A 16,580-nucleotide genomic window follows, 5' to 3' on the forward strand; every position below is an offset into this window, starting at 1 on the left:
ATAGTGTACTTAATTATTTACTTTTGCTGTCAATTACAATTACAAAAATTGAACCAAAGTTTTTAGTTTATTTGTTTAACAGTTTAATCGGTTAACCGAACCACTCGGAAAGATTGAATAAATAAACAAATTGACGATTAAACGAATTAACGATTAAAACAACCTATTTAAATGACAATTCCAGCACAATTTGACGCTAAGACGATTGAGAACAAATGGTATGATTACTGGATGAAAAACAACTATTTTCATTCAGAACCAGATCATAGAACGCCGTATACTATTGTAATTCCGCCTCCAAACGTCACTGGTGTCTTGCATATGGGACATATGTTGAATAATACTATTCAGGATGTTTTAATTCGTAGAGCACGTTTAAAAGGTTTCAATGCCTGCTGGGTTCCGGGAACGGATCACGCTTCTATTGCAACTGAAGCAAAAGTTGTGGCTAAATTAAAAGCAGAAGGAATCAATAAAAATGATTTAACTCGTGAAGAATTCCTAAAACATGCTTGGGAATGGACAGATAAATATGGGGGTGTAATTTTAGATCAGCTTAAAAAACTTGGAGCTTCATGCGATTGGGAACGTACTAAATTTACGATGGATCCAGATATGTCTGCATCCGTAATTCGTTCTTTTGTTGATTTATACAACAAAGGTTTGATCTATAGAGGATATAGAATGGTAAACTGGGATCCGGAAGCAAAAACGACTTTATCTGATGAAGAAGTTATTTACGAAGAACAACAAGGAAAATTATTTTTCTTAAAATATAAAATCGAAGGAACTGAGGAATTTTTGACCATTGCCACAACTCGTCCGGAAACAATTTTTGGAGATACTGCAATTTGTATCAATCCAAACGACGAGCGTTTTACACATTTAAAAGGTAAAAGCGCCATCGTTCCTATTTGCGGCCGTGTAATTCCAATTATTGAAGATGAGTATGTAGATGTAGAATTTGGAACAGGATGTTTAAAAGTAACTCCTGCGCACGACATGAACGATAAAACATTAGGTGAAAAACACAATCTTGAAATCGTTGATATTTTTAATGAAGATGCTACATTAAATAGCTTCGGATTACATTATCAAGGAAAAGATCGTTTTGTAGTTCGTACTGAAATTGCAAAAGAACTGGAAGAAATTGGAGCTTTGGCAAAAACCGAAATCCACTTAAATAAAGTAGGAACATCTGAAAGAACAAAAGCCGTAATCGAACCAAGATTATCAGATCAATGGTTTTTGAAAATGGAAGAATTGGTAAAACCTGCCATTAAATCAGTTTTAGAAACAGGAGATATTAAATTACATCCAAAACGTTTTGAAAACACTTATGCGCATTGGTTAAACAACATTCGCGATTGGAATATTTCTCGTCAATTGTGGTGGGGACAACAAATTCCCGCTTATTATTACGGAGACGGAAAAGAAGATTTCGTAGTTGCAGAAAACATTGAAGACGCTTTAAAATTAGCACAAGAAAAAACTAACAATCAACAATTAACAATCAATAACCTAACACAGGATGTTGATGCCTTAGATACTTGGTTTTCTTCCTGGTTATGGCCAATGTCAGTTTTTGGCGGAATAATGGATCCTGAAAGTGCAGATTATAAATATTATTACCCAACAAACGACTTGGTTACAGGTCCGGATATTTTATTTTTCTGGGTTGCCAGAATGATTATTGCAGGTTACGAATATGCAGGTGAAAAACCTTTTACAAATGTATATTTGACTGGTTTAGTACGTGATAAACAACGTCGTAAAATGTCTAAATCATTAGGAAATTCTCCTGATCCTTTAGATTTGATCGATAAATTCGGAGCTGATGGTGTTCGTGTAGGATTGCTTTTAAGCGCTTCTGCAGGAAATGACATTATGTTTGATGAAGAATTATGTCTTCAGGGAAAATCGTTTACAAATAAAATCTGGAATGCCTTCAAATTAATCAAAGGATGGGAAGTTTCAGAAACAATTCCGCAGCCGGAATCATCAAAAGTAGCAATCGAATGGTACGAAGCGAAATTACAGCAGACTTTAGTTGACATTGAAGATAATTTTGAGAAATACAGAATTTCAGATTCTCTTATGGCAATCTATAAATTAGTTTGGGATGATTTCTGTTCTTGGTTCTTAGAAATGATCAAACCAGCATATCAACAGCCAATTGATAAAGCAACGTTTGATAAAGCAATCGAAATGTTAGAAAGTAATTTAAAATTACTTCACCCATTTATGCCTTTCTTAACGGAAGAAATCTGGCAGTTAATTGCTGACAGAACTCCGGAAGAAGCTTTAATTATTTCGACTTGGCCAGAATTAAAACCGTTTAATGCTGATTTAATTTCTGATTTTGATAATATTACAGAAGTAATTTCTGGAATTAGAACTATCAGAAAAGACAAAAATATTCCATTTAAAGATACGATCGAATTAAAAGCAATCAACAGCGAAAATCTAACGACGCATTTTGATTCAATCGTAACAAAATTAGGAAACGTTTCTGCTTTCGAATATGTTTCTGCGAAAGTTGACGGTGCGTTATCTTTCCGTGTAAAATCAAATGAGTATTTCATTCCAATTACCGGAAATATTGATGTTGAAGCTGAAATCGCAAAACTGACAGAAGAATTGAATTATACAAAAGGATTCCTGAAATCTGTTGAAGCAAAACTTTCAAACGAAAAATTCGTAAACGGAGCTCCTGAAAAAGTTTTAAATATAGAGAAACAAAAACAAGCCGATGCTTTAGCAAAAATTGCTACAATCGAGCAGAGTTTAGCTGGTTTGAAATAAAAACCAGAATTTCTTTCTTATTATAAAAACCCGATAGATTTTTTTAAAATCTGTCGGGTTTCTTATTTGTAAAATATTTTGTTTTTAGCTAAAAAATATTTTTATTTTTTAAATTTTATATCTCAAAAATGATATAATTTTAATACGATTTCTATTAAAATAAAATCTCTCTTCTGAATGAAAAAAATCGTGTTGTTTGTGTTTATTTCCTCTCTTTTTTTGGGCTGTTCTAATAAAGTAGAAAACGTTGAAAAATCTTTTTATTACTGGAAAAGTAATTCTTGGCAGTTATCCGACAATGAAAAGGCAAGAATGCGCGATTTACAAGTTAATAAGCTATATGTCAAATTTTTTGAAGTAGATCATGATGAAAATTATGGAGATTTTCCTATTTCAAAAACATCTTTACGCTATTATGGAGAACAAATACTAACTATTGTTCCTACTGTATATATAAAAAACGAAGTCTTTAAAAACACCAATGAAAAAAGAATGGATACTTTGGCAGATAATGTAAACTTTCTTATAAATAAATACACAAAAGAGAATTTTGAGAAGGCTAATACTGTTACTGAATTTCAAATGGATTGCGACTGGACTTTAAAAACAAAAGACAATTACTTCTATTTTTTGAAGAAATTAAAAGCGATTTCTAAAAAGCAAATAAGTTGTACATTACGATTGTATCCTTATAAATATCCTGAAAAAATGGGAATTCCGCCGGTCGACAAAGCAACTTTGATGTGTTATAACTTAGTAAACCCGCTGGAAAATCATTCTAAAAATTCTATTCTGGACCTTAAGGAATTAGGTCTTTACCTTAATAAAGAAAAAAAATATCCGTTGCATCTCGATATTGCATTGCCCAATTATTCCTGGATGCAGGTGTATCAGAATAATAAATTCTCAAAAGTAATTTATGACAATCAAAAGGAAATTTTTGAATCATTAAAAAAAATAAAACCATTGTGGTATGAAGTGACAAAAGATCAGCTTGCAGGCGATTTTTATTTGAGAATAGGGGATAAAATTAAATATGAAGTATTGACTCCCGAACAAATAAACCAAGCCATTGAAATTATCAAGAAAAATGTTGTTTTTGATCCTGAAACAACTGTAACATTATTTCATTTAGACGAAGAACAATTAAGCAAATACAACGATGAAGCACTTTCTGGTTTTTATACTAATTTTAGCAAGTAATGCTATTTTTGCCTGCGGATTTTATCCTTATGGCGAAGATGTTCGTTTTTCGTTTTTTAATCCGGAAAACTTCAACTATTACTGGTATTCTGGTTTTGATTATTCTTCAGACTCTTTTGGTCCAAATCAAAAGTTTGCAGATGGAATAATAAAAATGGATGCAAATGAAAAACTTTGGATGCAATATTGCAGAAACAAAGTTTCTCTGGAATCGATAAAAGAGGTTTTGTTTGATTTTACTTTAGAAGATATTACAGATAAAAGTACAAATGAAATGCTTCGTTACCTTTATAAAATCAAAGATATTGACGCTGTCAATTATTTGAAATTTGCCAAAAAATGCGAAGTTTTTAATATTTTTAATGAGAATCTTTGGGAGCATAATCCTGCATCATTAAAGGTTGAAAACAGAACAAAATGTATTGATGAGGCAATTTTGGTTTCAAATTCAATTAAAAACAAAAACCTTAAACAACGATATACTTTTTTAGCCATACGATTAGCATATTACAATGGAGATTTTCCAAAAATCAGAACTTTATATGCTAAGGTTTTCGAAACTCAAAAACAAGATAATATATTAAAATATTGGAGTTTGTATTTCAGAACATTTGCAGAACCAGACAAAGCTGTTGCTAGTTTTTATGCCTCGCAGGTTTTTGCAAATGCACCGGATAAGCGTTTTGTAGTTTCATCTGCATTTAATTCACAAATTCCCATTGAAGAAGTTTTAAAATACGCTAAAACAAATAAGGAAAAAGCAAATGTTTATTTACTTGGTGGAATAAAAAAAGCAGACCGTTCGCTTGATTATCTAAAACAGGTTTATAAATACAATCCTGAATTGGATGGACTTTCATTTTTGCTATTAAGAGAAGTCAATAAAATTGAAGACTGGGTTTTTACACCTTATTATTCTCTTTTTAACCCATCGATAGTATCTTATGATGAAAATGAAAAGAATTCGGTCAAGGAAATTATGAAACGTGTAGAAAGCGACCGAATTTATGCTGGTGAAGTATTGGATTTTATCAAGAACCTTAATTTAAAAAAAGTACAAAATCCTATTTTTTGGGAAACTTGTAAAGCTTATTTGTCATTTGTAACAAAGGATAATCAGGGTTGTTTAAATCAAATTTCACAATTAGAGAAAAACATACCTAAAAAAGATTCACTTTATAATCAGATTGAGATTATTAAAGCTTTGGCATTAACAGCAAATCAAAAAAATGAAAAAGCAGTTATTCTGAATGATGTTAAACCTATTTTGCTAAAAAATAAAAACCACAAGAAATTTTTATTTGCTATTGGAAGAGAATTAGAATTTAAAGGAAATCGAATTGATGCTTCATTTCTATATTCGAAATTAGAGGAAAATCCAGATAATTATAATTATTATAATTTCGCTTATTGGAAAAGCTCAAAGGCAAAAGTTGGTTACTACACAGATTATTATTCGGACTATTTTACTTATATCAATGTTTTTTATTCTCCGGAACAAGTTCAAACCATAATTGATGAAACTGTAAAAAGTGAAAAAGATTCAGATAAATTTTCTGTTTGGAAACATAGTTTTATTAAAAAAGAAATTCCAAGACTTTACGATTTAATAGGCACAAAATACATTCGTCAGAATAAATTAGAACAGGCTTTGTTTTATTTTGAAAAAAATGATAACAAATCATATAGAGAAATTAATTATTCTGATTGTTTGTGGGAAAAAGAAAATTGTGACAATAGATTAAAAGACCCTTTTCTTGTTTTAAAATACACGCCAGAATTTGTTGTGCAAAAAAAAATATTTAGGTTTGATAAATATGCAATAACTCAAAAATTAATTTGGTATTTAAAACAAGCTTCAAGTCCTGCAGAGAAAAATAAAGACTATTATAATTTTTTGGTTGCCAACTGCTACTATAACATGAGTATTTATGGAAGCCTTTGGCAAATGAGACGTTACGGACAAGGAGAAACAACAGATATTAGAGATTTTCCTATTGAAGATAACAATGAATATTATGAATGCAATCTGGCAAAAAAATATTATACACAGGCGTATAAAAATGCTAAAACAGCTAAGTTTAAAGCTTTGTGTCTAAGTATGATGGCTAGGTGTGAGGCAAATAAATTAGCTCATAAATATCCGGATGATTATAATAAACCAAAGAAAAATTATGAAACTTTTCTTTGGAATAAAAATAGATACTATAAGGATTTGGAATTAAATTATGAATATGATTATGACAGGTTAGCTTTTGGTTGTAATGCCTTTGAAGACTATTTTAAGGCAAGAAGATAAATGATTAAACCTAACAGTCCCGAAGACTCGGGATAAAACCTGTTAGGTTTTTTTATGCGCAATATTTACTTTTTCTTCTTGATAACCAAAAACAAAGGATAAGAAACTATAGTAATTCCCAAAATAACAATAAAGCTTTTTGGGTCGCTGTAAATAAATCCGATTAATAAAGCAATCGAAGCAATAATAGCAATTATTGTAGTCCACGGATACCAAAATGAACGATAAGGTCTTGGTAAATCTGGCTCAGAAGTTCTTAGTTTTAAAAGTGAAAAATAAGCCAATCCCCAAACAATAATGGAGATAAAAGCGGCGAATCCGAACAAAACTTCAAAAGAACCGACAAAAATAATTAGCAATAAGCTGAAAAGTGATGATACTAAAAGCGCCACAATTGGCGTTCCGCCTTTATTTACAGTAGTTCCCTTTTCGATAAAAAATCCGTCACGGCTTAATCCGTAAAGAATTCTTGGCGGAATCATCATAAAAGCATTCAAAATACTTATTAAAGAAAATATAGAAATTACCGTAACGATAATAGCACCGTTTTCTCCAAATAGAATTTTAGCAACATCGGCGGCAGCAAGATTTGATTTGGCTAAAGTTTCAATTGGTAAAACATGAAAAAAGGCCGCATTTACCAAAACATAAATGGCAACAACAAGTAAAACACCGCTGTATAATGATTTCGGAATATTTTTACCAGGATCGTCATTTTCTTCCGCAAAAAAGCAAGCCGCATTCCAGCCATTATAAGTTCCTATAATAAGTTGTAATGATTTAAAGAATCCGAATAAAAGTCCGATTTGAAAAAACGAATTATCTGTTTTAATTGGAGCAATTTCAACGCCGGAATACATAAAACATGCTACAACCAAAGCTACAAAACAAATTACTTTCACAAAACTTGTAATCTGCTGAATTACGCTTCCGTTTTTTACACCGCTCAAATGAATCAATACAAAAGCAGCTAATAAGGAAATTGCCATTACTGTTGAATAATCAGCAAGAGCAGGAAACAAAATAATCATATATTCGCTGATTACAATACAGTAAAATGCAGGCGGAATAGCATTTGTAATATAATCAAACCAGCCTGATAAAAATCCTGCATATTCACCAAAAGCTCTTTTGATATAATTATAAGATCCTCCGGCTTTTGGTAACATCGTTGCAAGTTCTGCATACGAATTAGCGCCAAATAAAATATACAAACCGCCAAAAAGCCAAGATGCAAGAATAAGCCAGTAATTATTTAATAAATCTGCAATCGAGCCTGGCGTGCGTAAAATCCCAACTCCAATTGTTCCTCCAATTAAAACGGCAATATTAAAACTTAGACCTAAACTTTTCTTTAATTGGTTTTTTGTAGAATCAGACATATTTGGATTTTATGTTTTATACAAACAAAAGTACTTATAAAAAGAGATACATTTTTTAACAAAACAAAAAACCTCACCTTTTGCAAGATGAGGTTTAAAGTTTCCAAAAACATTCTAATTTCTAATAATCAGAAAATGCTGAATGGGAAAAATCTAATTCAAAATTTTAGAATTTATAACGTAAACTTGTCATTACTTGTCTTGGTGCGATAGGGTTCACACTATAATTTTCGTGAACGGTATAATTCAATTCGTTTGTTATATTTGATAATCTGCATAAGATGGAGAATTTTTTCCATTCATACCCAAGAGAAGCATCTACAGTAACATAACCTTCCAAAGGAATATCACGATCTCTAATTGTTACCGTATATGTTTTTGGATTGGTTGAGGGTGTGTTTTCTGTCCATAAATAATCATCATTCCAGCCTCCTGTACGATCTCCAACATAATTTCCAATCGCTCCAAAAGTTACTCCTTTTAATAAACCGCTAGGCAATTTGTAGAAAAAACTCAAATTAGCAGTGTTTTTTGGAGTTCTTGCTAAAACATCTCCAACAACAAGGCTTCCGCTTGTACCAGATGATTTAGATACTTTGGTTTCGTTAAAACTATAACCAGCCATAATGTTCAAACCTTCTACAGGTGTCGCAGTAATATCTATTTCGACTCCTTTTCCTTTTGTAGCTCCAACTAATTCTTTTAGATTAGTATTAACGTTTTGTGTAACACCGTCTGATAAATATTGAGCTGTTTGTGCTAAATTATTATTGCTAATTTGATATAGTGTTACGTTAGTAGTCAAAAGACCTCTAAAAAAATCTTTTTTCACACCAACTTCATATTGATCTATAATAGATGGATCTAATGGTTTTGCATCTACTGTAGTTCCTGTGTTTGGAGTAAAGGAGTTTGAGTAACTCGCAAACAACGATAAATCTTTAGTTGGCTGTACGACCAATCCTGCTTTAGGCGAAAAAGCTTTGCTTATAGTTTTTGCACCAGTTACAGGTATTGCATCTTCGTAAGCAGTTGTAATGACATTTACATTATTCTTTTTCTCAATCACTTCTTTTGTAGTGGTAGCTTCACTTTGCTGCCACGACCAACGTAATCCTGCCAGAACTTTAATGTATTGATTAACCGAAACTAAATCTTGAAAATAAGCTCCAAAACGCTGTGTTTCTGTATTGGTTAATTGTGTAGTTCTTGTTGGATAAGGAATAACAGTACTTTGGGTGCTATAATCATAAGTATATAAATTTATAGCCGTAGCTTCTGTTGTTAAAAGGTCTGCAGGTTTTCCAGGAGCATAAAATCCAAAAGTATAACTAGGTGCAAGAGAATTTTCATAATCCACTCCTGTAAATATTTGATGTTTAATGCTTCCGGTATTAAAATTTCCCTGTAAACTTAATTGGTCTCCAAATATTTGTTCGGCAGCATCCGCTTTTGTTAAACCACGTTTCCAGTTTCCATTTGCATCAATTGTACTTAATTGGGCTGTAGAAGTTTGTGTTCTTCTGTAAGATTGGTAAGAAGAATTAAAATTTAATTTCCAATTTTTATTAAAATCATGATTAAATAATAAAGAAGCGCTGGAAGATTTAGTATTTGCAGTAGACCAAAGTGCTCCGAAGAATTCGTTACGAGGTAAGTCTAAAATTGTTTTTCCGTAAATTCCAGTTCCAAAATCCGGAGTCCAGTCAGCACTTAGATAATCTCCTTGTAATGTAATTTGGGTTTTATCTGAAAGATGAAATAGGAAAGAAGGGTTTATATAAATACGTTCGTTCTTTACAAAATCCCTAAAACTTTCTGAATTTTCATAAGATCCTGTAAATCTGTAAGCAATAGATTTATTTAAAGGTCCGTAAAAGTCAACAGATGGTTTATAATAAGAGTAACTCCCCATTTGCATAGAAACTTCTCCACCGCTTGTAAATTTTGGCGTTTTGGTAACTAAATTCATGATTCCGCCAGGAGCAACATTTCCATACAATAAGGCTGAACCTCCTTTTAAAAATTCAACTTTTTCTAAAGAAGAAACTTCAGGTATAGAACCGGCATTATATCTAAAACCATTTTTGAACATATTGTTAGCACTCATATCATATCCTCTTGAAAAGAATGATTCCTGCGCACCACCACGAGCAGATCCTACATAAACACCATTAAGGTTTTTTACTACTTCACTTAATCTAATTGCTTGTTGTTGTTCGATTACTTCACTGCCAATAACCTGAACGCTTTGTGGCAAGTCCATTACTTTAATACCTGAACGTGCTGCTTCAACTGGCTTTTTAGGTTTATTTGCCGTGATTAATACTTCATTAAGGATTTCTCCTTTTTTGTTTTTTACAGTATCGGCTGCTGTACTGTTTTCTGTACTTGTATAGTTTTGGCTATAAGAAGAAGCAAAGCATAGTAAGGCTAAGAATGTAATTAAATTATGTTTCATGGTATTTATTTAGATTCAATAAAAATTATCGAGTGCAAATATAGAACTGACAACACCTTAACAAAAAATTATGAGATGATTATCTTGCTTAAAGTTGTATTAGTTTTATCTTAAGATTGCCTTAAGATTTTGCTTTTGTAACTTTAATTGTTTATGATACGATATTATATAAAACAAAAAAACCTTGCCCAAAAGAGCAAGGTTTAATCGAAAATTAAAATCTAAAAAAGTTTTGAAAATTATTTAACTGTAATTAGGTAAGTAGCCATTTTCCAGATTTCATCGTATTTTTTACCGTTATGGTCTCCGGCAGCTTTTTCAGTATGGGCATATTCTACCATGTAATTTCCTGACCAGATTGGTGTAAAAGAAAATTCACCTTTTTCATTTGTCCATAATTCTTTTTCCCATCCGTTTGGAGCAATTACTTTAATTTTAGTTTCTTTAGCTATAGCCCCATCATAAGATGCAACTCCGGTAATTTTAGTATCTTTTTTGGCAGCATCTGCATTTTCTGAGAAAACAGCAATTTTATTTGTGTTAGATGCAATGCTGTTTCCTGCAGTTTTGTTTCCAACAACTACAGTTGCGCTTGAGTTGTAATCTAATTTCATTGTACCGTAAACATCTTTTACTGTATGCTGCATTACGATTGTATAAACTCCGTCTTCATCTGGAGTAAAAAACGCCTGATATTTATTATCTAAAGCTTTTGAAGTAAGTTTTGTTTCTTTTTTTGACGGAGAAACCAATACCAAAGTAAAATCTTTTAAATCAGAAAACCATTTGTCTGCTTTTGTAATATCATTTTCTGAAAATTCTCCAAAATAAATTGAAATTTCCTGTGCTTTTCCTTTAGTTCCGGTTGCTTTAGTTTCGATCCAAAGTGCGTGAGCAAAAAGTTGAGGCGCAGCAAAAAGCATTAAAAATGCAAATTTAAAAGTTTTTGATTTCATGATAATAAGATTTAAAATTAATATTGAAAAAATCCTGATAAACACTCAGAATTTTGGATTTATGGGTTATTATTTTGTGTCACAAATGTACTGTTTAATATTTGTTACACAATGCTTATTTAGATTAATTATTAATAATATAGTAAAATAATGCTGCAAGTTTTTAAAATAAAGAAAAAGGGACTAATAAAAATTAATCCCTTTTTTGATATTTAACTAGAATGAAATTGAACTGTCACCCTGAGCGAAGTCGAAGGGCTTTAAAGCACAAGGGGGTTCGACTTCGCTCAGCCCGACAAAGCTTAAGCTGCACTTGATAATCTTTTAGAATTTATAAGCAAAACTCGCTACAATATTTCTTGGTTTTTGCGGGTTCAATGTTGACCAGCCTCCGTTGAAATAATCTTTGTTTGCAATATTATTCACATTGAAGCTTACGCGAAATTTATTTGAATTGTAAAAAACAGATCCGTTTATAACTGTATATGCCGGTAAAACAAATTTCCCAGTTACAGAACTATCCAAAATAGCATTATCGCTGGCATAATTTCCACCAAAACCTAGACCGAAATTTTCTAATAAACCTTCATTAAATTTATAACTTGCCCAAAGATTTACTAAATTTTTTGGTCCGGCCCAAAAAGGTCTTTGCCCTTGATCCAACCAAACATTTCCTTGATCTCCTTTTGTAATTTTACTGTCATTATAACTGTATCCGGCAATAATACTTAAACCTTTTACAGGTGCAGCGTTCAAATCAAATTCAAAACCTTTGCTTCTTGCTTCACCGCCTTGTGCGCTGTACATTGGGTTACTTGTCACTAAATTGGCAACATTAATAAGATAAAAACTTGCAGTTGCAGTTAATTTATCTGAAAATAAATCCGTTTTTATTCCAGTTTCTAATTGATTAGCGTGTTCAGGCTCAAAAGTTTGAGATCTGATAAAATTGCCGTCATTATCATATATTGCAGACGGAGCGATATTTCTAAAACCGTTCATATAATTGGCAAATACAGATAAATGATCTTTAATAGGCTGATAAACAAGTCCAAATTTTGGGGATAAAGCCGTTTGATTATAATTGTCATCGGCTGTTTTAACATTTCCTTCAGTATCAAAATAATCAACTCTTAAACTTGCCATTGCCAGTAAAGTAGGAGTGATGTTTAATACATCAGATACGTAAGTACTATAAGTCGCGTCTTTAGAGTGATAATCAGGTCCAGCTTCTGCAGCTAAAGCTTTATCTACAGATTCTACAGTTAGGTAATTTGGATTAAGATCATCAAATTGTCTCACTTCGCCTTGTGCTGTAAGATTATAAAGTTTTGCATAACCAGTACCTGCAAAAATTACATCTCTTTTAAAATAATCAAAACCAATTACAATACGGTTTCTCATAGAGCCAATTTTAAAATCGCCTATAAAATTCTGCTGAATATCTGTGGTTGAGGTCTGTGATTTTTCTTTAGTAATCCATAAGCCAAAATCCCTGTTTCCATCTTCATTATCATAAATATAGGAGTAATAGCCGTTTGATTTAGAATTTCCTCTTGAAAATACAGTTTGTGAGCTCCATTTAGATGAAATTTTATAATTCATATGAGCCTGCAAATTGAATCTTGGATTTTTTATTGATAAGTCATCACTGTAAAATGATAAATTGGTATTGTAATTTAAGTCGGCTAGATTAGCAAATTGCAGAGGGGCATCCCTTCCTAAAAACAGCATTGACGGCGTTGTTTTTTCTTCCTGCATAAATTCTGTATTCAATAAAAAAGAAAGTCTTTCATTTACTTTATAAGATAAAGTTGGAGCTATAAAATAAGAAGTTCGAAAACCGGCATCCTGAAAACTGTTTTCTGTTTGAAAAGAAGAATTAACTCTAAATAAAATGTTTTTATTATCATCCAGCGGTGTATTGATATCTGCCGTAGCTCTGTTTAGACCAAAGTTTCCAACAAGATAGGAAACTTCACCTCCAAAACCTTCGTAAGGTTTTTTGGTAACCGTATTAATAAGTCCGCCGTAACTAACCAAACTACTCCCGAATAAAGTTCCAGACGGTCCTTTAATAACTTCAATGCGTTCAATATTGGCAGGATCTAATGTTCCGCTTGTTAAGCCCGGTAATCCGTTAACGATATTAGCCTGAACTTCAAAACCACGAAGCGAATAATAAGAACCTCCATCGCCGCCACGCCCTGTAGATTCCCATAATTTTTGAATTCCGGGAACGTTTTTCAAAGCATCTTCATAATTGGTAATCGCTTGTTCTTTCATCAATTCAGATGAAACGATGTTGTAAACCTGCGGATTTTCAATGTTTTTAAGTGGAAGCTTCGATACATAGGTACTTTGCTTAGGAAAAGCTTTTCCTCGGTTACCGGTAATGATAACTTCCTTTAATTGTTTGTTAGAAACAGTCAATTTTAAATTAAGAGAAGTTGTTTCATTAGCAGTTACACTTATTTGTTTTTCTAGTGTTTCATATCCAGTCAGCGAAACTTGCAGTGTGTAAGTATTTGGTTTTATGCGGTTAAATTCAAAAGCACCATCTTCATTAGTAATTGTGCTATATTTTGAATTTTTAAGGATGATATTAACCCCAACGGCAAGTTCTCCGTCAGATGTAGTTATTACTCCTTTAATTTTACCTAAGTTTTGCTGTGCAAATACATTACAGCTGAAGAATAGCAACAAACAGATTTTGGTAAGGATCTGTTTAAAGCTGACATTTGAATAATTCATTGGATTTCTTTTTTTGGATATTTTTTATTATTTAGAATAAATAAAAACAACACAAATTTAGAAATTTTAATCTCTTTACCAACAAATACGGGACTTTTAAAGAAAATATATTTAAAATTTAATGTTAGAAATCTATTTTTGAAAAAAATATAAACATTGAATAAGAGAAAATGGAAGGAATAAAAGTGAAATTTGCAGGCTTTTATTAAATGTAAAATGAACAATAATTCTCTTTAAAAGCTTTATTTTTGCAATCTGAAAAACAGACTTCATGATTTTACCTTTCTTCAAAAAAATACAAAATACACCTCGAGGATTCCGTATAGCAAATACAGTGTTTTTTTTCCTTTCCGGATTTGGCTATTCTTCCTGGGTATCTAGAATTCCGCACATACAAGCGCAATTGCATTTAAGCGAAGCAGAGTTTGGAGCTGTTTTATTTGCGTTTCCAATTGGATTAATGCTTACAATGCCGTTTACAGGAAAGTTATTAAATAAATACAGCAGCCGTTATATTATGCTTTTAGGAGCGATTATGTTTAATATCGTGCTGTCTTTACCGGGTCTAGCCGCTTTTGTATGGCAGCTGGTTATTATACTTTTAATTTTTGGAGCTTCCCGTAATATTTTCAATTTATCGATTAATGCACAATCTCTTGAAGTGCAGAAACTATATCCAAAATCGATCATAACCCGTTTTCATGCGGTTTGGAGTATTGCTGTTTTTTCGGGAGCTGGTTTGGGTTATGTGATGGTTACACAGCATGTTGCACCATCACATCATTTATTAGGAGTAAGTGTTTTTATGCTCGCTCTTACGGCTTGTTTTTATCCTCTTAGTATTCATAATGAGCCTGTACCGGTTAAAAAGAAGTTCTTTTCGATGCCGGAAAAAAATCTTGTCAAGTTTGCCTTAATTTGTTTTGTATCAATGGCTTGCGAAAATACGATGTACGACTGGAGCGGAATTTATTTTGAAAATATACTAAAGGCTTCTCCAAAATTAACCAGTGCAGCATTTGTATTTTTTGCGACTGCGGTAACTTTAGGACGTATATTTGGCGATTATGGTGTAATGAAATTTGGAACTAAAAAAATCCTGCTTTACAGCGGTATTTTAATCACTGTTGGTTTTGCTCTTTGTTTTATTCTGCCATATGCTTACCCAACTATTTTTGGTTATGTTTTAATAGGATTTGGGGTTTCCTGCGTGGTTCCGCTAGTGTTTAGCATTGCGGGAAGATCTTCAAAACTCAGCAGCGGTTCTGCCTTAACTTCTATATCTACTATTGGTTATCTTGGATTTTTACTAGTTCCGCCAATGGTGGGTTTTATCTCTGAATATCTGAGTATGAAATGGGCGTTTTTAATTATGGCGCTTTTAGGTATTCTGATGATTTTTATGGTGAATAAGATCGGGGAGAATGAGTAGGTTTTTTTGCTGGTTGATTTGTAAACTGGACTGAAGTCCAGCTCTACAAAATTTATCGAACCTCCGGTTCTTTTTTTGAATTAAAATTTCAAGGAAAAATGCATCTAAAATTAGTAAAAACTTCAACTTTATAAATCTGGTTAATTAAAATTAGACATTTTAATTTTCTATCTCGCTAAGATAATTTTCCCACTTTTGTTTTTCAATGATGTATGAATATTGAAAACTTCCTTCAAAGATTCTTACCTTATTTTTAAATTCAAGAGTATCAACATAGAAAAGATCAAGAGTATCTTTTTTGTTTAAAAAAAGAATAGAATAACTACTTACTGGACAGCAGCAATAACCAGTTTTTTCAGCATTTTCGAAAATATTTTTGAAATCTTGAATTTGCTGATTGGTTTTTGTTTTACATTCTTTTAATGGAACAAGAGATTCAAGATTTCCAGATCGATTGTGTGTTATAGTCGAGTCATAAACTTTGATAATTATTTCAGAACTATTTGATAATGTAGTATTAAATGAAAAATTATCGAAAATATTTTCAATTGTATTTTGAGTTTTATTACTGCAACTGAGAATGAAAAACAAAACTAAAAACAAAATAAAGTATTTTTTCATTTAGGACTTTATAGTTTCAGAATTATTGGAGGAAGTTTTTTAATTCTCGCACAAATTCTGGATATAATTTATTTTCTGTTTTATTAAATTATTTCTTCGTCATTACAAACTTCTCAGAACTCACTTTTCCATTCAATTTTCCTGAAATCTCAGCAGTTAAAGTATTATTTGCACCTTTTGTATACGTGATTTTTTGAGGATAATCGTGTTTTGCGTTTTCAAAAACCAATTGTTTATCAGATTCTGCAGTTGATGGAAAAGCTACGGCTTTATCTTCATTTTGTCCTTTTACGGTTGCGAAATAGGTTAGGGTTTCACCTTTTTGAGCCAAAACAATAGTTTCAAAATGTAAAGTATCTTTTCCTTTTTTATAATAAGAATAAGCGTTGAAAGTACTGTCGTTTAGTTTTTCCCAGTTTTCCGTTAAAACACCGTCTGGAGAAGTATTTTCCCAGTTTCCGATAAGCCAGTCGGCGATTTTGATTTTATCTTTTTCAACTGATTCCTTTTTCTGGCAAGAAACAACAGCTAATACAAGCGCTAAAAGAGTAATTTTCTGAAACATATTTATGATTTTTGATGTTAAATGGAAGCACTAAAGTATGAAAAAAATTGTTGCCACGAATTTCACTAATTTTCACGAATTAATTTTTGAAAAAACTGGAAA

General features: G+C 31.8%; 10 protein-coding genes. 4 read left to right on the forward strand and 6 right to left on the reverse strand.

Translation table 11 applies throughout. The annotated features are described in order from the left end of the window. Window positions 1-171 precede the first annotated feature (171 nt). The 3 genes from NLJ00_RS12260 to NLJ00_RS12270 all read left to right on the forward strand — a co-directional run bounded on the left by NLJ00_RS12260 (window position 172) and on the right by NLJ00_RS12270 (window position 6,307). Window positions 172-2,805, forward strand: a complete 2,634-nt coding sequence (locus NLJ00_RS12260) for a valine--tRNA ligase (protein ID WP_256637385.1) — start codon at window positions 172-174, stop codon at window positions 2,803-2,805. 177 nt (window positions 2,806-2,982) lie between these two features. After that, entirely contained in the window at window positions 2,983-4,008 is a 1,026-nt protein-coding gene (locus NLJ00_RS12265; RefSeq protein WP_256637386.1) for a hypothetical protein, read from the forward strand. Continuing rightward, a complete protein-coding gene (locus tag NLJ00_RS12270; RefSeq protein WP_256637387.1) occupies window positions 3,968-6,307 on the forward strand; it encodes a hypothetical protein in 2,340 nt (779 codons plus the stop codon). Before NLJ00_RS12265 ends, NLJ00_RS12270 begins: the two co-directional genes overlap by 41 nt. Window positions 6,308-6,372: 65 nt before the next feature. Here NLJ00_RS12270 and NLJ00_RS12275 read toward each other — a convergent pair whose 3' ends face one another. The 4 genes from NLJ00_RS12275 to NLJ00_RS12290 form a co-directional block, all read right to left on the reverse strand. Then, the gene (locus NLJ00_RS12275; protein ID WP_256637388.1) at window positions 6,373-7,689 is read right to left on the reverse strand and encodes an APC family permease; all 1,317 of its coding nucleotides are present in this window, start codon (window positions 7,687-7,689) and stop codon (window positions 6,373-6,375) included. A gap of 166 nt (window positions 7,690-7,855) precedes the next feature. Then, entirely contained in the window at window positions 7,856-10,150 is a 2,295-nt protein-coding gene (locus tag NLJ00_RS12280; RefSeq protein WP_256637389.1) for a TonB-dependent siderophore receptor, read from the reverse strand. A 239-nt stretch (window positions 10,151-10,389) separates the two neighbouring features. Beyond that, a complete protein-coding gene (locus tag NLJ00_RS12285; RefSeq protein ID WP_256637390.1) occupies window positions 10,390-11,106 on the reverse strand; it encodes a DUF4198 domain-containing protein in 717 nt (238 codons plus the stop codon). Window positions 11,107-11,430: 324 nt separating this feature from the next. Then, window positions 11,431-13,860 (reverse strand): TonB-dependent receptor, encoded by a 2,430-nt coding sequence (locus tag NLJ00_RS12290; RefSeq protein WP_256637391.1) that lies wholly within the window; start codon window positions 13,858-13,860, stop codon window positions 11,431-11,433. Window positions 13,861-14,131: 271 nt separating this feature from the next. On the opposite strand from NLJ00_RS12290, the gene NLJ00_RS12295 reads away from it, so the two are divergent. Next, window positions 14,132-15,292: an MFS transporter gene (locus NLJ00_RS12295; RefSeq protein WP_053470964.1), complete on the forward strand. Its 1,161-nt coding sequence runs from the start codon at window positions 14,132-14,134 to the stop codon at window positions 15,290-15,292. A gap of 159 nt (window positions 15,293-15,451) precedes the next feature. Here the strand turns inward: NLJ00_RS12295 and NLJ00_RS12300 are convergent, their stop codons facing one another. Further along, complete coding sequence (locus NLJ00_RS12300; protein ID WP_256637392.1) at window positions 15,452-15,913, reverse strand: hypothetical protein; 462 nt, start codon at window positions 15,911-15,913, stop codon at window positions 15,452-15,454. Between the two features lie 88 nt (window positions 15,914-16,001). After that, window positions 16,002-16,478, reverse strand: coding sequence for a DUF6265 family protein (locus NLJ00_RS12305; RefSeq protein WP_256637393.1), 477 nt, complete (start codon window positions 16,476-16,478; stop codon window positions 16,002-16,004). Window positions 16,479-16,580 lie beyond the last annotated feature (102 nt).

The sequence above is a fragment of the Flavobacterium panici genome (assembly GCF_024499525.1).
GTDB lineage: Bacteria > Bacteroidota > Bacteroidia > Flavobacteriales > Flavobacteriaceae > Flavobacterium > Flavobacterium panici.